This window comes from Gammaproteobacteria bacterium (genome assembly GCA_011375345.1).
GTDB lineage: Bacteria > Pseudomonadota > Gammaproteobacteria > DRLM01 > DRLM01 > DRLM01.
In genome coordinates this window covers 1-22196 of record DRLM01000062.1, presented here as the reverse complement: position 1 = coordinate 22196, position 22196 = coordinate 1, and the positions used below count along the sequence as shown (strand labels likewise).

Below are 22196 nucleotides of genomic sequence, written 5' to 3'. Positions count from 1 at the left end.
ATATCGCTGCCGATAAACGTGATACGCGGATCAACGACGAAGTGACCGCGCCGGAAGTGCGCCTGGTTGGCCCTGATGGAGAAATGGTGGGTGTGGTGCCCATCGCCAAGGCGTTGGCTTTTGCCGAAGAAAAAGGGCTTGATCTCGTGGAAGTGGCCCCGCAGGCGGCGCCCCCGGTGTGCCGCGTCATGGACTATGGGAAGTTTTTGTTCGAAGAGAGCAAAAAACGGCAGGCAGCGAGGAAAAAGCAGAAGCAGATTCAGGTGAAAGAGGTCAAATTCCGTCCCGGTACGGAAGAGGCCGATTACCAGGTGAAACTGCGCAAGCTGATCGGCTTTCTGGAACATGGTGACAAGGCCAAAGTGTCCCTGCGGTTTCGGGGGCGGGAAATGGCCCATCAGTCCCTGGGTGCGAAGCTGCTCAAGCGCATCGAGGGCGATTTGGAAAACTACGCGGCCGTGGAGCAATATCCCAGGCTGGAAGGCCGGGTGATGGTGATGGTGTTGGCGCCCAAAAAGGCGACTCACCCAGCCCCTGCGCAGGCCGCCGGCAGGGGCGAGAAAAGACCGCACGCCTCTTCTTGAAGCCCGCCAGCGGTGCTGATCAATCCTGGAAGCCTCCGCGAGGTGCGGGGGTTTCTTAAATTTTGGAGTTCGGTAATGTCAAAATTGAAAACCCATCGCGGCGCCGCCAAGCGCTTTGCCCGTACGGGCTCGGGCAAATTCAAACGGGCCCAGAGTTTCAAGCGGCACATTCTGACCAAGAAAAGTTCCAAGCGTAAGCGCCAGCTGCGTAACAACACCCTGGTGCATGTCGCGGATACCGCCGCCGTGCGTAAAATGCTGCCCAACGTTTAAGTGTTAGAGGATTCATTTCATGCCCAGAGTAAAACGAGGTGTCGTTGCCCGTGCCCGCCACAAGAAGGTGCTGGAACAAGCCAAGGGTTATCGTGGACGCCGCAAAAACGTCTATCGCGTTGCCACCCAGGCGGTGACCAAAGCCGGCCAGTATGCTTATCGTGACCGCCGTCAGCGCAAGCGCGTGTTCCGCGCCCTGTGGATTACACGTATCAATGCGGCGGCTCGTGAGTGTGGCTTGTCTTACAGCCGCATGATGGACGGTTTGAACAAGGCCGCCATCGAGGTGGACCGCAAGGTGCTTGCCGATCTGGCCGTGTATGACAAGGCCGCGTTTGCGGCCTTGGCAGACAAAGCAAAAGCGGGTCTTTCGGCCTGATCGTCAGCGATCACTGCTAGGGGCACCGGACCGCGAAAGCGGGGGCCGCGCCCGGGTGCGAAAGGGGAAAGGCCCGACACCTTTCCCCTTTTTTATTGTTTTTTCCACAAGGACGTTCTTCCATAAACGTTTTCCCGTTCCCTTCTCCTGCCAGGGGGAGGGCAGGAGGGTGGGGGTGGGCAATTTGCTGCGGGCGCAGGCTGTCATGTGTCTGCCCCATTCCAGGTTTTCCCTGCAAGGGGAAAGGGGCCGGGGGAGACGCAGTGTGTGGGAGAACTACAATCTTGGTGTCGTCTTTCCAAAGCAAGGCGTGTGATGCAAGAACAACTCGATCAACTGTTAGCAGAGCTCCAACGGGATCTGGCGGGCGCAAACGATCTTGGCGCCCTGGAGGCCTTGCGGGTGAAATATCTCGGCAAAAAGGGATCGGTGACCGTACAGCTCAAACAACTCGGTACTTTGCCACCGGAAGAGCGGCGTGCAGCAGGGCAGTTGATCAACGACGCCAAGGCCCGGGTGATGGCTTTGTTGGAGGCGCGGCGGGCTGTGTTGGAACAAGCCGCCCTGGCGCAGCGCCTGCTTGCCGAAACCGTGGATGTGACCCTGCCCGGTCGCGGCCAGCACCGAGGCGGTGTGCATCCGGTAACGCGCACCCTGGGCCGTATCGGACGTTTATTGGGGCGGGTCGGTTTCGAAGTGGTGTCGGGTCCGGAAGTGGAGACGGACTATTACAATTTCGAAGCCCTGAACATCCCTCCCGAACACCCTGCCCGGGCCATGCACGACACTTTTTACTTTCCTGACGGACGTTTGCTGCGTACGCACACTTCGCCGGTGCAGATTCGCCTGATGAAAGACCGCGAGCCGCCGTTCCAGGTGATCGCGCCCGGCCGGGTTTACCGCTGCGATTCCGATGTCACCCACACCCCGATGTTTCATCAGGTGGAAGGCTTCATGGTGGGCACCAAAGTCAGTTTCGCTGATTTAAAGGGCATCCTCAACGATTTCTTGCGGGTGTTCTTTGAACGCGAACTGGCCGTGCGTTTTCGCCCCTCGTATTTTCCTTTCACCGAGCCTTCGGCGGAGGCGGATATTCAATGTGTGATGTGTGGCGGCGAAGGCTGCCGCGTGTGCAGCCACACCGGCTGGATTGAAGTGCTGGGCTGCGGGATGATCCATCCCAATGTGTTTGCCCACGTGGGCGTGGATGCGGAGCGCTACACGGGTTTTGCCTTTGGCATAGGTGTGGAGCGCATGGCCATGTTGCGCTATGGCGTGAATGATCTGCGGCTCTTTTTTGAAAATGATCTGCGCTTTTTGCAGCAGTTCCAATAAAGCGGATTCAAAAGGCCGGTGTGTTGGTCGGATGCCAGGGGCAGATCCGCGTTGTCTTCAAACAAATACGGTGCTGCGCCACCCGATTTCTTTTTCTTCCCAAAGGAAAGGGACGGAAGTTTGAGACAGGTTTTTTTGCACGGTTACCACTAATACAAGCTGTCACACTATGAAATTCAACGAACAATGGTTGCGCGAGTGGGTGAACCCTGATGTCTCCACGGCGGATTTGGCCCATCAACTCACCATGGCGGGTCTGGAAGTGGACGCCGTTGAACCCGTGGCGCCGTTTTTTGAAGGGGTGGTGGTTGCCGAAGTGATGACAGTCGCGCCGCATCCCAATGCGGATCGCCTGCGGGTATGCCGGGTCAATGCCGGCCAGGGTGAAGTGTTGGAGATCGTATGCGGCGCACCCGATGTTTCCGCGGGGATGCGCGTTCCGCTGGCGCGTGTCGGCGCAGTGCTGCCGGGTGGAATCAAGATCAAAAAAAGCAAACTCCGCGGCGTGACCTCCGAGGGTGTGTTGTGTTCAGCCAGGGAACTGGGTTTGGCGGACAGCGCCGACACTTTGATGCCTTTGGATTCCGATGCTGAGCCGGGCCGGGATCTGCGTGATTATCTTCGTCTCAACGATGTCAGCATTGAGCTGGGTCTGACGCCCAACCGCGGTGACTGCCTGAGTATCGCCGGGGTGGCGCGGGAAGTGGGGGCGTTGAACCGCATGGCGGTGCAGGCACCGGCCATGGCAGCGGTGACGCCCACGATCGACGACCGTTTTCCCGTTCGCGTTGACCATGGTGAGGCCTGCCCGCGCTACTTGGGCCGGGTCGTGCGCGGTGTCGACGCCAGCGCCGAAACGCCGTTGTGGATGCGCGAACGCCTGCGCCGGGCCGGGCTGCGGCCCATCAGTCCGGTGGTGGACGTGACCAACTACGTGATGTTGGAACTGGGGCAACCCATGCACGCTTTCGATTTGGCCCGTTTAAGCGGTGGCATTGTGGTGCGCCTGGCCCGCGGCGGCGAGGCACTGACTTTGTTGGACGGCCAGACCGTGACCTTGGATGAGCGCACCCTTGTGATTGCCGACGAAGAGAAGGCGCTGGCCCTGGCGGGCGTCATGGGCGGACTGGACAGTGCTGTCAGCAGTGAGACGCGGGATTTGTTTCTGGAGTGTGCCTTCTTCTCTCCCCAACACCTGGCGGGCTGCGCCCGCCGCTATGGTTTGCACACGGATTCGTCCCATCGTTTTGAGCGCGGGGTGGATCCCGGTTTGCCCCGGCGCGCCATGGAGCGGGCGACGGCCCTGTTACGGGGCATTGTCGGTGGCGAGCCGGGTCCGGTGACGGGCGTCGATCATAGCGGGCATCTGCCGGTTCGGAGTGAGATAGTGCTTCGTGCCCAGCGTCTGAGCGCGGTGCTGGGCGCGGAATTTTCACCCGGTGAGGTTACGGAAATACTGCAGCGGCTGGGCCTGGACGTGGTGACGGGGGACGGTGAGTGGTGCGTCACGCCGCCGAGTTATCGCTTTGACCTGGCCATCGAAGCGGATTTGATTGAAGAAGTGGCGCGCATTCACGGCTATACTGAATTGCCCACCCGGCGGCCCGCGGTGCGCCTGAGCATTCCGGCGCAAAGCGAAACCAGGGTGAGCCCCGATGAGCTGCGTGAGGTGCTGGTGGCGCGCGGTTATTCCGAAGTGGTGACGTACAGCTTTGTGGATGCGGCGCTGCAGAGCATGTTGATGCCCGGCGAGCCGGCTTTGGCGCTGGCCAATCCCCTGTCCTCCGAGCTGGCCGAGATGCGTACCAGCCTGTGGCCGGGCCTGATTCAGGTGCTGCGCCATAATCTGCATCGCCAGCAGTCGCGGGTGCGGGTGTTCGAAATGGGGGCGTGTTTTCGTCAGCGCGCCGGCCGGCTCAGCGAACCCCAGGTTCTGGCCGGTTTGGTCGTGGGCCGCGTGGAGCCGGAGCAGTGGGGGCTGCCGGGCCGGGAGGTGGATTTCTTCGATGCCAAGGGAGATGTGGAGGATGTGTTGTCCCGGGGGGGGATGGGCGAGGACTATGTGTTCGAAGCTGCGGACCATCCCGCGCTGCATCCCGGCCAGTCCGCCCGTATTCGCACCCTTTCGGGTGAAGTGGTGGGGCTTGTGGGGCGCTTGCACCCGGATTGGGTAAAGCGTCTGGACCTGACCCACCCGCCTCTGCTGTTTGAGTTGGACATGGGGCTGGCAAGCCGGTCCCGGCTGCCCGTTTTTCGTGAGTTGTCCCGGTTTCCCTCCATCCGCCGCGACCTTGCCCTGATTGTGGGGGAGGAGGTGGCTGCCGCCGAAGTCTTGCGCTGCGTCCGCGAAAGTGCCGGCCCGTTGCTGCAGGATCTTCAACTTTTTGACGTGTATCGCGGCAAAGGCATTGAATCCGGGAAAAAAAGCCTGGCCTTGGGCTTGACCTTGCAGGATTCTTCGCGCACCCTTATCGATGAAGATGTGGACAAGCTTACCAGGCAGATAGTGGCAACGCTCCATGATCGTTTCGGGGCTATCTTGAGAGAATAACAGAAATGGCGTTGACCAAAGCGGATATGGCGGAAAGATTGTTTGAAGAGCTGGGGCTGAACAAACGGGAGGCAAAGGATTTCGTCGAAGCCTTTTTCGAGGAAATCCGTCAGTCTCTGGAGCGGGGGGAACAGGTAAAGCTGTCCGGTTTTGGCAATTTCAACCTGCGTGACAAGAAGGAACGCCCGGGGCGCAATCCCAAGACCGGGGAAGAAATTCCTATTACCGCCCGCCGGGTGGTCACCTTTCATCCCGGCCAAAAACTGAAAGCTCGGGTCGAGGCTTATGCTGGAAACGGTGAACAGCAATCCTAGCGATTTACCGCCCATACCGGGCAAACGCTATTTCACCATCGGTGAAGTGAGCGATCTGTGTGACGTGAAGCCTCATGTGCTGCGTTACTGGGAGCAGGAGTTTCCCCAGCTCAAACCGGTCAAGCGGCGCGGCAACCGGCGTTACTACCAGCATCACGATGTGGTGACCATCCGCCAGATTCGCAGCTTGTTGTACGACCAGGGTTTCACCATAGGCGGCGCGCGTCAGCGCCTGTCCGGCAACAAAGTCAAAAACGAGACCACCCAGTCCAAAGAATTGGTGCGCCAGCTGCGTCAGGAACTTGAGGAACTGTTAGAATTTCTCAAAGATTGACGCCCTTTAGGCTTTGAATTTCCATCCCCTTCTCTAGTATCATACCGGGCTCCCGGGCCGTTGCGGCCCATCAATGGCTCATCCACGGGGCGTAGCGCAGCCTGGTAGCGCACCTGAATGGGGTTCAGGTGGTCGGAGGTTCAAATCCTCTCGCCCCGACCAATTTTCCCTCGCCTTGCCCGCTCTTCACGGATTCCGCAATCTCTGGCCCCGGACGATTGCTCGTGCCGGTGTCCGGTGAAGCAGTGTCGTCTCGCCACTGCGGGAAACCGCTCCCGCCAGGGCCGGTGCCACCGCGCCTTGCGGCCTGACCGTCCGGAGACTTGTGGAATGAGGCGTTGTAATCGTTAATGTTTCCGGGCAAATCCCCCAGGGGGAAAGACGGCTCTTTACAACAAAATCTGCCGGGGGGCGGGGAAACAGCAGGGTCTTGAGTGGTTTTTGCCTCTCATTCGTGAGGGTGCCCTCCTGCGCCGTGCACATGGCCGTGGTCGATTTCTTCCTGGGTGGCGTCTCTGACGTCCAGCACTTTTACATCGAAATTCAACTGTTCGCCGGCCAGGGGATGATTGCCGTCCAGGGTGACCTGGTCGCCCTCGATACGGACGACGGTGACGATGAGTTCCTGTCCGTCGGGCGCCTGGGCGCGAAAGCGGCCGCCTACCTGGACATCGTCGGTGGTGGCAAAAGCGCTGCGGGGGACCACCTGTGTCAGGGATTCATTGCGTGCGCCATAGGCCTCTTCAGGCGCTACAGAAACCTGCAGGGTATCGCCCGCCGCTTTGTCGGCGAGTGCCCTTTCAAGGCCGGGGATGATATTGCCAGCACCGTGCAGGTAAGTGAAATTCCCATCCTGGGACTGATCGATAATATTTCCGTCATCACCGGTCAAGGTGTAGTCAAGGGTGACGACTTTGTGCTGGGCGATCTTCATGGGGTATTCCTTACGATATTGGCCATTGTCTGAGGGCTGTTTCGTAGTGAGCCACTATAACATATCGCCTTAGGCGGCTCTCTCGAAGGCCAGCGCCCTTGAGGCTGGATCATAGCAGGGGGAATACAGGCAGGGAGGGAATGGACTCAACTATTGACTGGGCCATCAAACAGCGCGTCCTGGGCTGTTTGATGGCCGCCTGCGAAATCCGCCCGCCGTTCCCTGACAATCTCAATCGCCGGATTGATAAGGTGAAGGAAAAGTGCTGTTGCGGCCCGGTTGCCGTGCGGCGTTGAACGAACACGGCCCGGGGGTGCTGTCCCCCGGCCGTGTTACCAGCGTGGGCTCAACGAAGCCGGGTCGCGATCAGTCCATAGGGCCCCAGGCCGCTTTTCGCCGTCTGCAGGAGTGACAGCGCGCCGGTCTGCGGGCTCATGGTGTAGGCGCTGATATTGCCTGCGCCGTTGTTGGCCACGTAGACGAAGTGATCGCTGGGATCCACCACTACGGCGTAGGGGAACCAGTCGGCGGCATAGGGTGAACCGCCGATTTCATGGAGAGTGCCGGTGTTGTTGTCCAGCCGGAAGGCGGAGACGTCATGGCTGCCCCAGTTGGCCACATAGACGTAGCGCTCGCTGGGATCCACCGTAACGGAATAAGGTTGGGCCCCGGCGGTGAAGGGCGAGCCGGGCACCGGTGTCAACTCGCCGCTGTCGTTGTTGATGCGAAACGCCGAGACGGTCACGGAACCGTAGTTGGCGACAAAGGCATAGCGGTTGTCCGGCGTCACGGAAATGTAGATCGGCCGGTCTTCGGTTTGTGCTTTCTGAGCGAGAGGCGTGAGCGAACCGGTGGTTTCATCGAAGCGGTACGCGCTGACGGAATGGTCGTAAAAATTGCTCACATACACAAAGCGGCCGTTGGGCGAGACCGTGACGTCAATGGGATGGCGCCCTGTTTTTGCATCATCTTGCTGCGCACCCAGGGCGCCGGTGTTTTTATCGAGAGCGTAGACCTGCAGCGTGTCGGCATCCTCGTTGCTGACGAAGGCCCAGGCGCCGCTGGGGTGTATGATCACCGCGTCCGGGTATTGACCCACGGCAAAGGGCGACCCGGGGATGGGGCGCAGCGAATCGGTGGCGGGGTCCACCCGGAACGCCGAAATTGAGTTGGATCCCTGGTTGGCGACGTATACCGTGCGGCCGTCCGGTGCTGCGGCGATGGAAACGGGATAGCGGCCGACGGTGGGCGCCTTGCCTGTCAAGGCTTGCAGCATGCCCGTGGCGGTGTCGATGCGATAGGCCGAGACGCTGTGGCTGGCCTGGTTGGCGGAAAAGACGTACTCCACCTCTTTGCCTTCAGGGCCGGCCGGTGTTTGTGGTGCCGCCATGGCGAGTGAGCCCAGTGCCCCCATGGACAACCCCGCCAGACAGCGCCGAACAACAGTGAGCGAATTGATGCGCTTCATTGTTCCCCCTCAATTTATGGTGTTAATGCACTACCCCCTGGTAGCTGAAGATATCTTACAACTCCGCTCAGCATATACAAAGCAGGTGGCGTCAGGGTGGATGGCGGGCCGCTGGGTGTGGCCGTACCCGGGCGGAGTAAGCCTATGTCATGTCAACGTTCAAAGGCACTGCCATCGCCCCCCAGCCACCCCGAAGCGGCGCTGACCCTGCTTCGTGACGCGCTGGCGGTGATGGAGCGGAAACCGCGCCCCGCGCATCCTGCCACTTTCCGGCCACTTTCATGCCGGGCGCGTCTGAGCCGGGAGCCGGGGCGGCGGAAGGCAGCTCTCGACTGGTACGCCCGTCCGCTGAAACTGGAAGGCCGGCCAGGATTGGCAGGGGTGTTCTGGGCGCGTTTGCGGCGCCAATGCGAAGTGCCGCCGCGAGTGGAGCAGCCGGGATTACTGCCCGCCGGCGAGGTAGCTCTTTAGCGCAGCCGCGCTGTCGGCCAGGACGTCGGCGCCCCAGTCTGCCGGGGCGTCTGCCGGATCCAGGTAGCCAAACAGGGCGACGGCGGTGGCCATGCCGGCGGCCCGTCCCGCCTGGATGTCCCGCCGGGCATCACCCACGTACAGACACTGGCACGGCGTGCTGCCCGCCTGGGCGCACCCCGCCAGCAGAGGGGCGGGGTGCGGCTTGCGCTGGGGTAGGCTGTCGCCGCTGATGATGCAGGCAGCCCGGGCCGTCAGTCCCAGGGCCGCCAGCAGGGGCTGGGTGAGGAAGGCCGGTTTGTTGGTGACCACGCCCCAGTTCTTTCCGTGCCCTTCGATGAAGTCGAGCAGTGCCGCCATCCCCGGAAAGAGCCGGGTCTTGCGGCAGATGTTGTCGCGGTAGAGGGCGAGGTAGCGCTGCCGCAGGGCGGTGTGCCCCGGCTCCTCCGGTGTTAGGCCAAAACCGGTTTGCAGCAGGGCGTTGGCGCCGTGCGACACTACCGGCCGGATGGCGGCGAAGGGCAGGGGGGGCAGGCCCTGCTCCTGCCGCAGCGTGTTCAGGGCCCAGGCGAGGTCAGGGGCGGTGTCGGCCAGGGTGCCATCCAGATCGAACAGCACGGTGTGTAAGTGGGGACATGGGCTCACAGGGGCTTTTGGGCGTGGGCAAGATAGTTTACATCGATGTCGCCGCCCAGGCGGTAGCGGCGGGTAAGGGGGTTGTAGTGCAGCCCGGTGAGGTCGTCCAGTTCCAGGCCGGCGGCGCGCAGCCAGCGGGCCAGTTCCGCCGGGCGGATGAATTTGGCGTAATCGTGGGTGCCCTTGGGCAGCAGCTTTAGCAGGTACTCTGCGCCGATGATGGCGTGCAGGTAGGCTTTGGGGTTGCGGTTCAGGGTGGAGAGGAGCACATCGCCGCCCGGTTTGACCAGCGCGGCGCAGGCGGCGATGAGCGAGGCCGGGTCGGGCACGTGTTCCAACAGTTCCATGCAGGTGACTGCGTCGAAGGTCCCGCCTTCCTGTTGCGCCAGCGCTTCCCCGGTCATTTGCCGGTAGTCCACCTCCACTCCGGATTCCAGGGCATGCAGCCGCGCCACCGCCAGGGCGCCGCCGGCCATGTCCACGGCGGTGACCCGGGCGCCGGCCCGCGCCAGGCCTTCCGCCAGGATGCCGCCGCCGCAGCCGATGTCCGCCACCCGCCTGCCGGCCAGGTCCACCCGTTGTTGGATGTAGCGCAACCTTAAGGGGTTGATCTCATGGAGCGGCTTGTATTCCCCCTCGGGGTCCCACCAGCGGGTGGCGCTGGCGTCGAATTTGGCCACTTCGGCCGGGTCGATGTTGTTGGTTCCGGTCATGGTCGGTTCAATCGTATTGGCGGATTTTTTGCTGCCAGGCCTGGGCCTTGGCCAGGATATCGTGTTCGTCCACGGTGGTCAGAACCCGGTCTTTGAGCACGTGGCGGCCGGCCACCCAGACATCGGTGACTTTGTCGCGCCCGCAGGCGTAGACCAGTTGGGAAACGGGGTGATAGACGGGCTGGGTCTCCGCCTCTCCCAGATTGACGGCCACCACATCGGCCGCCTTGCCCGCGACCAGGGAGCCGGTTTCTTCCTCCAGCCCCAGGGCGCGGGCGCCGCCCAGGGTGGCCATGGCCAGGGCGCGGGCGGCGGGCACGGCGCTGGCCCGCCTGGCCACTGCCTTGGCCAGCAGGGCGGCGCTGCGCATCTCTGAGAACATGTCCAGGTCGTTGTTGCTGGCGGCGCCGTCGGTGCCCAGGGCCAGGTTGACGCCGGCTTCCAGCAGCCGCTGCACCGGGCAAAAGCCGCTGGCCAGTTTCAAATTGGACTCGGGGCAGTGCACCACGTGGCCGCCGGCGCGGCCGTAGGCGTTGATCTCGCCGTCGCTGAGCTGGGTCATGTGGACGCCCAGCAGGTGCGGTGACAGCAGTCCCAGTTGTTCCAGGCGGGCCAGGGGGCGCAGGCCGTTTTGCTGCGCCGCCTCCGTCACTTCGTGTTCCGTTTCGTGAATGTGCATGTGAATGGGCACATCCAGTTCTTCCGCCAGTGTCTGCACCCGCTGCAAGGGGGCGTCGGAGACGGTGTAGGGGGCGTGGGGGGCGAAGGCGGTGCTGATCAGAGGGTGGTGGCGGAATTCGTCGTGCACGGCCAGGCCCTTGCTGAGGTAGTCATCGGCGTTTTGGGCCCAGGCCGTGGGGAAGTCGATGAGGATCATGCCCACCACCGCCCGCATGCCTGCGGCGGCGGCGCTGCGGGCGGTCTCGTCGGGGAAAAAATACATATCGTTGAAGCAGGTGGTGCCGCCCCTGAGCATTTCGGCCACCGCCAGTTCGGTGCCGTCGCGCACGAACTCGGGACTTACCCAGGCTCCTTCCGCCGGCCAGATGTGTTCCTGGAGCCACTCCATCAGGGGCAGATCGTCCGCCAGACCACGCAGCAGCGACATGGCGGCGTGGGTGTGGGCATTGATCAGACCGGGTATGAGGGCGTGCGCCGCCAGCTCCACCACCGCTGCCGCGCGGTAGCGGGCCGCCGCCTCGGCCCGGGGCAGCAGCGCCGCAATGCGGCCGTCCCGCAGCGCCAGGCTGTGGTGCTCCAGCACTGTTTCGTGCGGCTCCACCGGAATGATCCAGCGGGCGTTGATCAGCGTGTCCACCTGTTCCATAGCGCATCCCCTCCGGCGATGACGGTCAAGTATACCGCATCGGTTGTGGCCGGTATTTTAGCCGGTGAGCGTTTTATTCCGGTTTGTCCGAGAGGGCGCGGACGGGGGGGCGAGCGAAGCGGGGTCAGCACTCGATACGCCGTATTCCGGTGCTGAGGCCTGCTGCCCGCTTGCGGGCGTGGCGTCACCGCTGCGCGGTGATGTGGCCGGCGCTGCCACCCCGCGGGCTCGGGGTCATTCTTTCACGGTTTCCGCGCCATAGCGGTAAAAGCGCAAGGCCGGTGACCAAAAATCCGCCGGCAGGCCCGCTTTGCGTTTGAGTTCGGCGACGAAGCGCCGGGGCTCGGGCAGGCTGTCCCACACTGCCGGGAGAAAGGTGGCGCGATGACTGTCGTCCAGTTCCAGGATGAGGCCGTCCTGGCCGGGCCGGAGCTGGCGGAGCAGGTTTTCTTCGCTGGTGACGGCCAGGGGTTCGGCGGGTTTGAGCACGGAAATGCTGAGGCGCACGGACCCGAATTCTTCCTGTTGCAGGGGCGGAAAGCGGGGGTCGCGGAAGGCGGCGTTGAAGGCGTTTTCCGCCACGTCCCGGGCCAGGCTCTGGCGCGCCTCCAGGCTGCCGATGCAGCCACGCAGTGCTCCGTGGCGCTGCAAGGTGACGAAGGCGGCGCCCGGCCGGGCGAGGCGCGGTGGCAGTGTGCCCGGGGCGACCTCCAGACGCCTGCCTTGCTCCAGCCCGGAGCGGATGGCGGCGCGGGCCAGGCCCAAGAGGGCGCCCCGTTCTTCTTCGCTCAACGGCTGCTGCTCAGTGGAAGACATAGGCGCCGTAACCCACCACCTGATCCCGCGGCCCGGCGGTGTCGCCGGAATTGCGCAAATCCAGCAGCTCGGCATGCAGGCCGTGGCGCCTGGCGGCCAGCAGCAAGCCGTTGACGGGATTGCGGCCGCAGGCCTGTTCGTAGTGGATGGCCTCCGGTTTCAGGGCCAGGATGGCGTTGGAAGTGGCCTGGTCCAGGCGGCGCGCCGTTTGATAATCGTGATAATGGCTGAGGTCGGAACTGACCACGATCAGAGTCTCCGGCCCGTCCCACAAGCGGTCCAGCACCTCGGCCACGTCTTCGGCGCTGGCGTCGCCCACCACCAGCGGTACCAGGGAGAACTTCCCCAGGGCCTCCTGCAAAAAAGGCAGGTGCACCTCCAGGGAATGCTCGTAGGCGTGGGCGGATTCGATCCGCTGCACCTGGGGCAGGGACAATACCGACTGCAGCGCTCCCGTGTCTACCGGAACAAGGCCCAGCGGCGTGCGAAAGGCGTGCGCGCCGCTGGCCGCCAGGCCTTCCACAGGCACGCGGTGAGAAGGCCCCAGCAGGACCACGCGGGTAATGGTGCCACGGCCGTTGGCCACCCGGGCATAGGCGCTGGCGGCGATGGCGCCCGAGTACATGTAACCGGCGTGCGGGGCGATCACCGCCTTGGGAGGGGGATCGGCGCTGCGGTGTTCCTCCAGCCAGTGGTGCACGGCCGCGTGCAGCGCCTCGGGATCGTCGGGATAGAACATGCCGGCCACGGCCGGCTCGCGAATTGCGGATGACATGGAGCGCTCCTTTCCCTCTCCGGGTGCCGGCGAAGCTTCACTCCCGGGGAGTGTGCCGGGGGGAGTCTATACTGAATAATAGCAGTGTCAGTGTATCGAAGGTCAGCGAATACACGGGAGGTGCCCATGGCCGCGCAGACTATGCCAACCGTCGTTCCCACCAAATATTGGCACCGGCTGGACGATGCTCGTGTCCAATGTGATCTTTGTCCCCGCTACTGCAAAATGCACGAAGGCCAGCAGGGCCTGTGTTTCGTGCGGGCCTGCCAGAACAATCAGATTGTGTTGACCACCTATGGCCGTTCCAGCGGTTACTGTATTGATCCCATCGAAAAAAAGCCGCTCTACCATTTCCTGCCGGGCACGCCCGTGTTGTCTTTCGGCACCGCCGGTTGCAACCTGGCGTGCAAATTCTGTCAGAACTGGGACATGAGCAAAGCGCGGGAAATGGACATCCTGGCCGACCAGGCGCCGCCGGAACTCATCGCCCGCGCGGCTCAAAAACTCGACTGCAAAAGTGTGGCGTACACCTATAACGATCCCGTTATCTTTATGGAGTATGCCGTGGACGCGGCCAAAGCCTGCCATGCCGTGGGAGTGAAATCCGTCGCTGTCACCGCGGGATACATTTGCGAAGAACCACGGGAAGAGTTCTTTCGCTACATGGATGCCGCCAATGTTGATCTCAAAGCGTTCACCGACAGTTTTTATCACAAAATCTGCGGCGGCCGCCTGCAGCCCGTGCTGGATACCCTGATGTATCTCAAGCACGAAACCGATGTCTGGCTGGAGATGACGACATTGCTCATTCCCGGTGAGAACGACAGCAATGAAGAACTGAAAGACATGAGCCGCTGGGTGGTGGAAAACCTGGGCACCGACGTGCCATGGCATTTCAGCGCCTTTCATCCCGACTGGAAAATGCTGGATAAAACTGCCACACCTTTGTCCACCTTGATTCGTGCCCGCCAGATCGCCGTCGACAGTGGGGTGCGTTATGCCTACACGGGCAACGTCCATTTCGAGACCGGCGACAGCACCTATTGCCCTCATTGCGGAAAAAAAGTGATCGGCCGGGACTGGTACGAACTGACTGAGTGGCACCTTACCGAGACCGGGCATTGCGCTCATTGCGGTGGCCGCGTTCATGGCGTGTTCGAAGGATCTCATGGAAACTGGGGTGCCCGGCGGCAGCCGGTGCGGTTGAAGGATTTCGCGGCGTGATCCCTGTCCGCGCCAGTGCCGTAGGACGCGGTGAGCTGCGCAGTATATCGTTTCGACGCGATAGCAGGCCTTGGCGCTGCTTCTGGTGTGAGCACCAGCCCCGTTCAGCCTGTTTCTGATTTGCAATAGGAGATCGTTGTCTCACCTGCTGGCAGTCTTGTCCTGCTGAGTGGGTTTCGCGAGTGCCCGCTTCAGCAGCGGGGGTGTCATTATGGTGGTGATGATGACCATCAACACCACCGCGGAAAACAAGGCATCATTGATCACACCCAGGCTTTTGCCCACCGAGGCGAAAATCAAACCCACTTCTCCCCGCGGCACCATGCCGATGCCGATGGCCAGGCGCTGGGCGCCGCGGCCGGCGAGACAGCCGGCGGCGATTTTTCCGGCCACGGCGGTGATCAGCAGGCCCAGCGCCACCAGCACCACATGCGCATCGAAGAAAGATTCCAGTTTGACCTGGATGCCCATCAATACGAAGAAAATGGGCGCGAGGATGGCTTCTATGGGTTGGACAAGATCGCGGATGCTTGCGCGATGTCGGTGGTGGTTGCCCCAGTGCTTGAAGTAGGCGTCGTGCAGGATGACGCCCGCGGCGAAGGCGCCCACTATGGTGGCCAGGCCCACCAGGTTGGCGAACCAGGCCAGAGCCATGACGAACAGAAAAGAGATGAACAGCTTGGCTTCCGCCACGTCGAGATGTCGCACCAGCCCAATGGTCAGGCGCAAAAAGTGCGGTCCCAGCACGAAGGTGGCGGCAAGGAACAGGGCGCTTAAGGCGATGATGGCGGAAATATTGCTCAGGGACACCCCGCCCGAGACAATGATGCCCGAGACCACCGCCAGCATGATGAGTCCCAGGATATCGTCGATGATTGCGGCGCCGAGGATGATGTGGCTGGTGGGGGTGCGCAGTTGTCCCAAATCCCGCAGCACCCGCGCGGTGATGCCGATGGAGGTCGCGCCCAGGGTGGCGGCAATGAACAGATCCGTGTTCAGCGAGGCCTCGGGCATGAGCAGGCGGGCGGTGATAAAGCCCAGCACGAAGGGCAGCAGCACCCCGGCCACCGCCACCTTGAGGGAGCTGCCGCCGACCCGGCGCAGCTCCGCCACACTGGTGTCCAGTCCCACCAGGAACAGCAAAAAGATAACGCCGTAGCGGGAGAACACATCCACCGTCTCCGCCACTTTCAAAATATCCGCCCCGTCCGGGCCCTGGATGGCGCTAAGCACCTGGGCCACCGATGCCGGCGGCAGCGCCAGGGCGGCGGCCTCGGCATAGCTGTGTCCTTGCAGCGCCAGCGCCACCATGTCGAAGATGGCGGGGCCTTCGCGCAACACCGTGATACTGGCAAAACCCAGGTAGTACAGGCCGTTGCCCAGCGCCATGCCCATAAGCAGCTCGCCCAGCACGGAGGGCTGACCGAGTTTTCGCGCGACGTAACGGCCGAGCACGGCAAAAAACAAAATGCCGGTCACGCCCAACAACACCGGCGCCACGGGATCCATGTGGCTGGGGCCGCCCGCGGCCCAGGCGGAACAGGGGGCCAGGCTGGCGGCGCCGAACAGGAGCCAGGGGGCCGGCCGGTTCAAGCTGCCTCCTCCTGGCGGAGCCTGTCCCACAAGCCGGCCTGGCGCAAGGCATCGTCGATTACCGTCATGCGCCTAGCATAGTCCCATTGCCGGAAAAATTCTCCGCCCGTTGAGCGCCGTGGCGGTCATCCCCGCCCTTTGCAAGAAGGGGACGGACATGTTCAGATATCCACTCCCGAGCGGAGCACTAAACCACTATCGCCATGGAAAAGCTGGATGTCCTGCTGCAATGCTGCTTCGGCCAGGAAGACGATGCCGCCGCTGCGCCCCATTGAGCGCGTGTTTCGGTATCTGCCCTTTGAGGACGGGGGGTGCCGGCGGAAACCGCCTTGTCTCAAGCAGCGGGGGTCAGGTTTTTGATCGACGCAGAGGCTTCAGCCAGGGAATGTGCACCGCGCAGTCAAATGCCATGAACCCGCCCTTGATCCAGCTCAGCGGCCTGTCCAAGGCTTACCAGGACGAGGGCCGCAGCCAGGCCGTGTTCACGGATCTGAACCTGAGCGTCCCGGCCGGGGAGATGCTCGCCTTGCTCGGGCGCAGTGGCTCGGGCAAATCCACCTTGCTGAACATCGTGAGCGGTGTGGACCGCGCCAGCGGCGGACAAGTCATGGTCAAGGGTGTGGACCTGAGCGCCCTGGGCGAGCACCAGCGTACCCTGTTCCGCCGTCGCCACATGGGCTTTGTGTTCCAGTCCTTCAATTTGATTCCAACGCTGACCGTGCTGGAGAACCTGCTTTTGCCCCTGGATCTCAACGGCATACGTGGCCGCGCGGCTGTGGCGCGGGCCGAAGCCGCATTGGCGCAGGTGGACGTGGAGGCTTTCGCTCACCGATATCCTGACCGGCTCTCCGGCGGCCAGCAACAACGGGTCGCCATCGCCCGCGCCCTGGTGCACGGTCCCGATCTGCTGCTGGCGGACGAGCCCACCGGCAATCTGGACGCGGACACCGGGGCCGTGGTGGTCGAATTACTCACCCGGCGCTGCCGGGAGGAAGGGCTCACCGTGGTACTGGCCACCCACAGTCTGGAACTGGCCGCCGGTGCCGACCGGGTGTTGCGTATGCAGGGCGGGTGTTTGGTGGAGGGGGAGTGAATCGGGGAAGTCCCTGCTTTGAGAAACAGCGGGTGGGGAATCAATGCAACAAGGAACCAAGTGTTAACACGCCTCATTGTCAAAGAACTCCTGCGCCACCCCTGGCAGTTCGCCTTTTCCGTGGTGGGTATTGTGCTGGGCGTAGCGGTGGTGACGGCGGTGGATCTGGCGGCCGGGAGTGCCCTCAGCAGTTTCGAGGCTACCGCGGAGTTGCTGAGCGGAAAGGCCACCCACAGCCTGAGCGGCGGGCGGGAGGGGGTGCCCGACGCCGTCTATGTGGCGCTGCGCAAACAGGGCCTGCGCAGTATCGCGCCGGTGGTGGAAGGACAGGGGCGCGTGCCGGATCATCAGGATGCCCGTTTGAACATCCTGGGTGTGGATCCCTTTGCCGACGGGGGGGCGCGTGGTGCCGCCGCCGTTACAGTCGAGGGCGGGAACAGCGGGCGGCTGCTGACGGAAGCGGGTTCGGCGCTTCTGAGCGCCGATGCGGCTCACGATCTCGGCATTGTGCCAGGCAGCCGGATCACGGTGGCGGCGGGTGGGCGTGAGCACCGGATCACCGTCATCGGCGTGTTCGACCCGCCCGGCAGTCTCGCCCGGGCCGCTTTCCAGGACACCTTGGTGATGGACATCGCCACGGCCCAGGAGGTGCTGGACAGCGTGGGCCGGCTGTCCCGGGTGGATCTGGTGCTTTCGGCGGAGCAGGCGGCCCGGGTGCAACAACAGCTGCCCGCCGGACTCCGCTTGGGCGCCGCCAATGAGCGCAGCGGCGAACTCGCCCAGCTCACCGCCTCTTTCCGCCTCAACCTGCAGGCCCTCGGTTTGCTGGCCTTGTTGGTGGGCGCCTTCCTAGTCTACAACGCCATGGTGTTTTCCGTGGTGCGGCGGCGGGAGTTGCTGGGGCTGTTGCGGGCCCTGGGGGTGACCCGCCGCGAGGTGTTCGGCCTCGTGATCGGCGAAGCGCTGGCGGTGGGGACGGTGGGCCTGCTGGCCGGTCTGGCGCTGGGCACGGTCCTGGCGGGGGTGTTGATCGGGCCGGTGACCCGCACCATGAGCGATTTGTACCTGTCTGTCAGCGCGGCCGGGCTGTTTCCCACACCCGGGGTGTTCCTCAAAGGCGTCGTGTTGGGCTTGATTGTCACGGTGGCGGCGGCGCTGCTCCCGGCCTGGGAAGCGGCCGCCGTCGCCCCCCGTGCCGCCATGAGCCGTTCCGTGGTGGAGGGGCGTCGCCGCCGGGGCCTGCTGTGGGGCATTCCCCTCGCGCTGGCGCTGCTGGCCGTGGGGGGGGCTTTGCTGGCGTATTCTGGTTTGAGCTTGTTCGGCGCCTTTGCCGCCTTGTTTTTGATCCTCATCGGCATGGCTGTGTTGACGCCCCCGGCCCTGGTGCTGTTTCTGGCGGCCGCCCGCCGCCTGGTGGGTGTCCTGGCGGGGAGCGTGGGGCGCATGGCGGCGCGGGGACCGGCCCTTTCCCTGAGCCGCACGGGGGTGGCGGTGGCCGCCCTGGCGGTGGCGGTGGCGGCCACGGTGGGTATTGCGGTGATGATAGACAGCTTTCGCATCACCTTGAGCGAGTGGCTGAGCCAGACCCTGCGAGCGGATGTGTACGTCTCCCCCCGGGACGGCGCCACCTGGACGGTGGCCGACACGGCACGTTTGTCGGGGCTCGCCGGGGTGGCGGCGGTGAGCACGGGACGGCGCGTCCGGGTGATGGCCGATGGCCACCCCACCACCTTGTTCGTGCTCCACAGCGCGCCCCGCAGTCGGGACGGTTTTCGCATCATTCAGGGCGATCCCGAATCGGCCCGCGCTGCTTTTGCGGGTGAACAGGCCGTGCTGGTATCCGAGCCCTACGCCCGGCGCCACCAGGTGGGGGTGGGCGATACCCTGATGCTGACCACCGATGGCGGCGACACAGCCTACCGCATCGCCGGGGTGTACACCGACTACGGGTCCGATCAGGGGGTGGTGGCCATGAGCCGCGCCAATTACCAGCAAGGCTGGCGCGACCTGGGCGTGGACACCGCCGGCATCTACCTTGCTCCCGGGGCTGACTTGCGGGAGGTGCAGGCCACCTTGCGCCGGGTGCTGGGGGAGCACTTCCGGGTGCGCGCCAACGGTGACATTCAGGCCGCCGCCATGGAGGTGTTCGAGCGCACCTTCTCGGTGACCCAGGTGCTCCGCGCCCTGGCGGTGCTGATTGCCTTTGTGGGCATCGCCAGCGCCCTGGCGGCCATTCAACTGGAGCGGCGGCGCGAACTGGCGGTGCTGCGTTGCCTGGGCCTGACGCCCGTCCAGGTGGGACAAATGGTGACCCTGGAATGTGCCCTCATGGGCCTGGCCGCCGGCCTGATGGCCGTGCCCATGGGGCTGGTGTTGGCGCTGGTGTTGACCGAAGTGATCAATCCGCTGGCCTTTGGCTGGTCGCTGGCCTTTCACGTCGATCCCCGCTGGCTGCTGCAGGGCGTGGCCTTGGCCCTGGTCGCGGCCCTGGTGGCGGGGGCCTATCCTGCCTGGCGCATGGCGCGGGCCGGGCCGGTGGCGGGCCTGCGGGGTGATTGAAGGGATGCCTGCTCAGGTAATTCCGAGTGCGGGCGATATCCCTCAGTGAGCCGGACAGCGGCTTGGCTTGTTGATGTGGCGCACGGGGGCAAGGCTCATGATCCAGGACTTACGCACCGAGATTGAAGGCTTGGTGGAGTTTCCACCCATGCCGGAAATGGCCCGTGAAATCATGGCCCTGGGGCCGGAGCCCAGCGCTCAGGAACTGGCCCGGGTGGTGGACAAAGACCCGGCCATGGCGGGGCAGATCATGCGCTATGCCCTGTCGCCGTTTTTCGGCTACCGGGGGAAGATTCATTCCGTGCAGGCGGCGGTGAGCCGGGTGCTGGGGGTGGAGCGGGCCATAGAGCTGGTCTTCGGCCTGGCCGCCGGCAAGACCTTTCTCGGTCCCAACGACGGGCCGGTGGGACGCCTGGCGGTGTGGACCCACGGTCTGGCCACCGCCACCCTGGCCCACGCCCTGGCCGCAGAGGTGCCACAGGCGCTGCGCCCCGCGCCGGGGATGTGTTACCTGGCCGGCCTGTTTCAGGATATCGGCCTGCTGCTGCTGGGCCATCTGTATCCCGCCCATATCCGCAGCCTCAACCGCGCGCTGGAGGATGATCCTGATGCGTCCCTGGCGGACGTGGAACAACGCATGTTCGGTATTGACCACACCGAAAGCGGTACCTTTTTGCTGCGCAAGTGGAATATGCCGGCGGATTTGATCACGGCGGTGCGCCAGCACCACAATCCCGACTACCACGGTGACCACCTCGCCCACCTGGCCGTGCTCATGTTCGCCGACCATTACGCCCGCTGCTACGAGCAACAGTGTGACGTGGATCTGGAACTCTGCCGCCGCCTGGCCGGCCGGCTGGATCTGGATGTGGCGGCCGCCCTGGCCACCTCCGAGCGCATCGCCGCCGGTTTTGCCCACGTGCAGGACCTGGCGCGGGATTTGATTGCCGCGTGAAGGCCGCTTCGGCTCAGTCGTCTTCCCGGGCAATGTGCAGGGCCTGCAGGGTGCCGTTGGCGTCGATGTCCAAGGTCAGCAGGACGGGGCGGCAGCACACCGCGCAGTCTTCCACACAGGTCTGCGAGCCGCCCCAGCCGTCCACCACAGTAGAGAAGCTTTCGCCGCAGTAGGGGCAGCTCACTTCCACCGGGTACACCAGCGGCACGCTGCCGCCCTGCACCGGCTTGTTGGGACGCGGCCGTGGACGTCGCGGCATGTCGTAGTCCATCGCGCTTCCCTCCCTTCTTGTCGGGACCTGTCTTTCAGTGTAAGGCATTGTGGCAACCGGGCAAGGACCGGCTTCAGGACTGGGTGACGGTGAGGATCTGGTCGGCCTCGTTTTTGCCTAAGGGTTCCGCCGTGGCCAGCTGCCGTTCCAGCACGGCCACCGTGGCCTCGGAGGCGTCCCGCTCCGCGGCGGCGCGGGCCTTGATGCGCTGGCGCAGCAGGGCCGGCGGTGCCTGGAAATCCAAAATGATGAAAGGCAGGCCCAGACGCCGCGCCAGGGCGCGGAAGGCCGCCCGTTGCTCGCGCTTCAAAAACGTGGCGTCCACGATGACCGGCAAGCCGGCCTCGAGCACCTCTTGGGCCAGCGCCGCCAGGCGCTCGTAGGTGCGCCGGCTGGCCTCGGGCCGGTACAGGCCCTGGTCCAGGCCGGCGTGGCTGCGCGCCCCGGGAGGGAGGCCGAACAGGCGTTTGCGCTCCACGTCGGAGCGAATACGCACCGCGCCGTGGGTTTCCACCAGGTCTTGGGTGTTGTGGGTTTTGCCCGAGCCCGACAGGCCGTGGGTGATGAGCAGGGGACGGGGGGTGCTGCGGGTGTAGTCCTGGGCCAGCGCCAGATAGCGGTGGGCGTCGCGGCGCGTGGCCGCCGCTTCCGTCTCGTTCAGGCCGCTCTGGGTCAGCCGCAGGCAGGCCACCTTGGCCCGGACCAGGGCGCGGTAGACCTGGTAGAAGCGCAGCAGGCGCAGCCCGCTATAGTCGCCGCTGCTTTCGCAATAGCGGTTGAGGAAGCGGTGGGCCAGGGCGGGATGGCCACGGGCATGGAGATCCATGGTCAGAAAGGCCACCTCGCTCATGACGTCTATCCAGCGCAGCCCGGCGTTGAACTCCAGGCAGTCGAACGGGGTGATGCGCCCGTCCAGCAGCACCATATTGCCCAGATGCAGATCGCCATGGCATTCGCGGATGAAACCCTGGGCCTTCCGTTGGGCCAGGGTATCGCGCAGCCTGTGGTATGCGGCCTCACTCCACCCTTGCAGGCTTTGGAGGCGGGCCAGTTGGTCGGGGTTTGAAAGGTGGGGGCGGATTTGGGCGAAGTTTTGCGCCACCGGCTGCCAGACATTCTCCGCCGTGCCATAAGGTGAGTCGGGTCCGGCGCGCTCAGCCTGGGCGTGAAAGGCGGCAATATGCCCGGCCAGGGTATCCAGTTGTTCCGGCTGCAAACGGCCGCGCGCCAGCACCCGCGTCATGAGGCTCTCCTGGGAAAACTGCCGCATCTTTACGGCGTATTCGATGGCGCTGCCGGGGCCGCTCAGCCGCGGCGCGGCGGGACTCCCGGTGATGGCCACCACCGCCAGATACAGCGCCGGGGCCAGGCGCCGGTTGAGGCGCAGTTCTTCCTGGCAATAGTGACGGCGCTGGGCCAGCGTAGAGAAATCCAAAAAGCCGAAGTCCACTGGTTTTTTGATTTTGTAAGCGTACTCACCTGTGAGCAGCAACCAGGAAATGTGGGTCTCCAACAGTTCCACCGCCGCCACCGGATGGTCATAGGCGGCCGGGTCGAGCAAGTTCCGGATCAATGAAGGGGCGATGTTCAT

21 protein-coding genes and 1 tRNA gene are annotated in these 22196 nt (G+C 63.9%); 12 read left to right on the top strand and 10 right to left on the bottom strand.

Annotated features, from left to right (window positions below; genetic code table 11):
- The first annotated feature begins 2 nt into the window (after window positions 1-2).
- The 8 genes from ENJ19_04570 to ENJ19_04535 all read left to right on the top strand — a co-directional run bounded on the left by ENJ19_04570 (window position 3) and on the right by ENJ19_04535 (window position 5932).
- Window positions 3-584, top strand: coding sequence for a translation initiation factor IF-3 (locus tag ENJ19_04570; GenBank protein ID HHM05003.1), 582 nt, complete (start codon window positions 3-5; stop codon window positions 582-584).
- A 75-nt stretch (window positions 585-659) separates the two neighbouring features.
- The gene (locus tag ENJ19_04565) at window positions 660-857 is read left to right on the top strand and encodes a 50S ribosomal protein L35 (protein HHM05002.1); all 198 of its coding nucleotides are present in this window, start codon (window positions 660-662) and stop codon (window positions 855-857) included.
- A gap of 19 nt (window positions 858-876) precedes the next feature.
- Window positions 877-1236 carry a 50S ribosomal protein L20 gene (locus ENJ19_04560; protein HHM05001.1) on the top strand — a complete coding sequence of 120 codons (360 nt, stop codon included), beginning with the start codon at window positions 877-879 and terminating at the stop codon, window positions 1234-1236.
- Between the two features lie 315 nt (window positions 1237-1551).
- Window positions 1552-2571 (top strand): phenylalanine--tRNA ligase subunit alpha, encoded by a 1020-nt coding sequence (locus tag ENJ19_04555; GenBank protein ID HHM05000.1) that lies wholly within the window; start codon window positions 1552-1554, stop codon window positions 2569-2571.
- Between the two features lie 169 nt (window positions 2572-2740).
- Window positions 2741-5122 carry a phenylalanine--tRNA ligase subunit beta gene (locus ENJ19_04550; protein HHM04999.1) on the top strand — a complete coding sequence of 794 codons (2382 nt, stop codon included), beginning with the start codon at window positions 2741-2743 and terminating at the stop codon, window positions 5120-5122.
- 5 nt (window positions 5123-5127) lie between these two features.
- Window positions 5128-5436: an integration host factor subunit alpha gene (gene ihfA, locus ENJ19_04545; protein ID HHM04998.1), complete on the top strand. Its 309-nt coding sequence runs from the start codon at window positions 5128-5130 to the stop codon at window positions 5434-5436.
- A complete protein-coding gene (locus tag ENJ19_04540) occupies window positions 5408-5770 on the top strand; it encodes a MerR family transcriptional regulator (protein ID HHM04997.1) in 363 nt (120 codons plus the stop codon). Before ihfA ends, ENJ19_04540 begins: the two co-directional genes overlap by 29 nt.
- An 85-nt stretch (window positions 5771-5855) precedes the next feature.
- Window positions 5856-5932: transfer RNA gene (locus ENJ19_04535), tRNA-Pro, on the top strand.
- 286 nt (window positions 5933-6218) lie between these two features.
- Here ENJ19_04535 and ENJ19_04530 read toward each other — a convergent pair.
- The 7 genes from ENJ19_04530 to amrB all read right to left on the bottom strand — a co-directional run bounded on the left by ENJ19_04530 (window position 6219) and on the right by amrB (window position 12910).
- Window positions 6219-6704 (bottom strand): peptidylprolyl isomerase, encoded by a 486-nt coding sequence (locus ENJ19_04530; GenBank protein HHM04996.1) that lies wholly within the window; start codon window positions 6702-6704, stop codon window positions 6219-6221.
- Window positions 6705-7050: 346 nt separating this feature from the next.
- Entirely contained in the window at window positions 7051-8172 is a 1122-nt protein-coding gene (locus ENJ19_04525; protein HHM04995.1) for a hypothetical protein, read from the bottom strand.
- Window positions 8173-8613: 441 nt separating this feature from the next.
- The gene (gene gph / locus ENJ19_04520) at window positions 8614-9261 is read right to left on the bottom strand and encodes a phosphoglycolate phosphatase (GenBank protein HHM04994.1); all 648 of its coding nucleotides are present in this window, start codon (window positions 9259-9261) and stop codon (window positions 8614-8616) included.
- Between the two features lie 23 nt (window positions 9262-9284).
- Window positions 9285-9992 carry a bifunctional 2-polyprenyl-6-hydroxyphenol methylase/3-demethylubiquinol 3-O-methyltransferase UbiG gene (gene ubiG / locus ENJ19_04515; GenBank protein ID HHM04993.1) on the bottom strand — a complete coding sequence of 236 codons (708 nt, stop codon included), beginning with the start codon at window positions 9990-9992 and terminating at the stop codon, window positions 9285-9287.
- A gap of 7 nt (window positions 9993-9999) precedes the next feature.
- Entirely contained in the window at window positions 10000-11319 is a 1320-nt protein-coding gene (locus ENJ19_04510) for a TRZ/ATZ family hydrolase (protein ID HHM04992.1), read from the bottom strand.
- Between the two features lie 234 nt (window positions 11320-11553).
- Complete coding sequence (amrA, locus tag ENJ19_04505; protein HHM04991.1) at window positions 11554-12135, bottom strand: AmmeMemoRadiSam system protein A; 582 nt, start codon at window positions 12133-12135, stop codon at window positions 11554-11556.
- Window positions 12122-12910 carry an AmmeMemoRadiSam system protein B gene (amrB, locus tag ENJ19_04500; GenBank protein ID HHM04990.1) on the bottom strand — a complete coding sequence of 263 codons (789 nt, stop codon included), beginning with the start codon at window positions 12908-12910 and terminating at the stop codon, window positions 12122-12124. Before amrB ends, amrA begins: the two co-directional genes overlap by 14 nt.
- A gap of 126 nt (window positions 12911-13036) precedes the next feature.
- Here amrB and amrS point away from each other — a divergent pair, with 126 nt between their 5' ends.
- On the top strand, window positions 13037-14134 hold the full coding sequence (amrS, locus tag ENJ19_04495) for an AmmeMemoRadiSam system radical SAM enzyme (protein ID HHM04989.1): 1098 nt from the start codon (window positions 13037-13039) through the stop codon (window positions 14132-14134).
- A 141-nt stretch (window positions 14135-14275) separates the two neighbouring features.
- Here amrS and ENJ19_04490 read toward each other — a convergent pair whose 3' ends face one another.
- Window positions 14276-15643, bottom strand: coding sequence for a cation:proton antiporter (locus tag ENJ19_04490; protein ID HHM04988.1), 1368 nt, complete (start codon window positions 15641-15643; stop codon window positions 14276-14278).
- 493 nt (window positions 15644-16136) lie between these two features.
- On the opposite strand from ENJ19_04490, the gene ENJ19_04485 reads away from it, so the two are divergent.
- The 3 genes from ENJ19_04485 (at window position 16137) to ENJ19_04475 (ending at window position 20334) form a co-directional block, all read left to right on the top strand.
- Window positions 16137-16820 carry an ABC transporter ATP-binding protein gene (locus ENJ19_04485; GenBank protein HHM04987.1) on the top strand — a complete coding sequence of 228 codons (684 nt, stop codon included), beginning with the start codon at window positions 16137-16139 and terminating at the stop codon, window positions 16818-16820.
- A 60-nt stretch (window positions 16821-16880) separates the two neighbouring features.
- The gene (locus tag ENJ19_04480) at window positions 16881-19379 is read left to right on the top strand and encodes an FtsX-like permease family protein (protein HHM04986.1); all 2499 of its coding nucleotides are present in this window, start codon (window positions 16881-16883) and stop codon (window positions 19377-19379) included.
- Window positions 19380-19452: 73 nt separating this feature from the next.
- A complete protein-coding gene (locus ENJ19_04475; protein ID HHM04985.1) occupies window positions 19453-20334 on the top strand; it encodes an HDOD domain-containing protein in 882 nt (293 codons plus the stop codon).
- A 13-nt stretch (window positions 20335-20347) separates the two neighbouring features.
- On the opposite strand, the gene ENJ19_04470 is transcribed toward ENJ19_04475, so the two are convergent.
- Together ENJ19_04470 and ENJ19_04465 are read right to left on the bottom strand one after the other, a co-directional pair.
- The gene (locus ENJ19_04470; protein HHM04984.1) at window positions 20348-20536 is read right to left on the bottom strand and encodes a CPXCG motif-containing cysteine-rich protein; all 189 of its coding nucleotides are present in this window, start codon (window positions 20534-20536) and stop codon (window positions 20348-20350) included.
- Between the two features lie 142 nt (window positions 20537-20678).
- On the bottom strand, window positions 20679-22196 hold the full coding sequence (locus tag ENJ19_04465) for an aminoglycoside phosphotransferase (protein HHM04983.1): 1518 nt from the start codon (window positions 22194-22196) through the stop codon (window positions 20679-20681).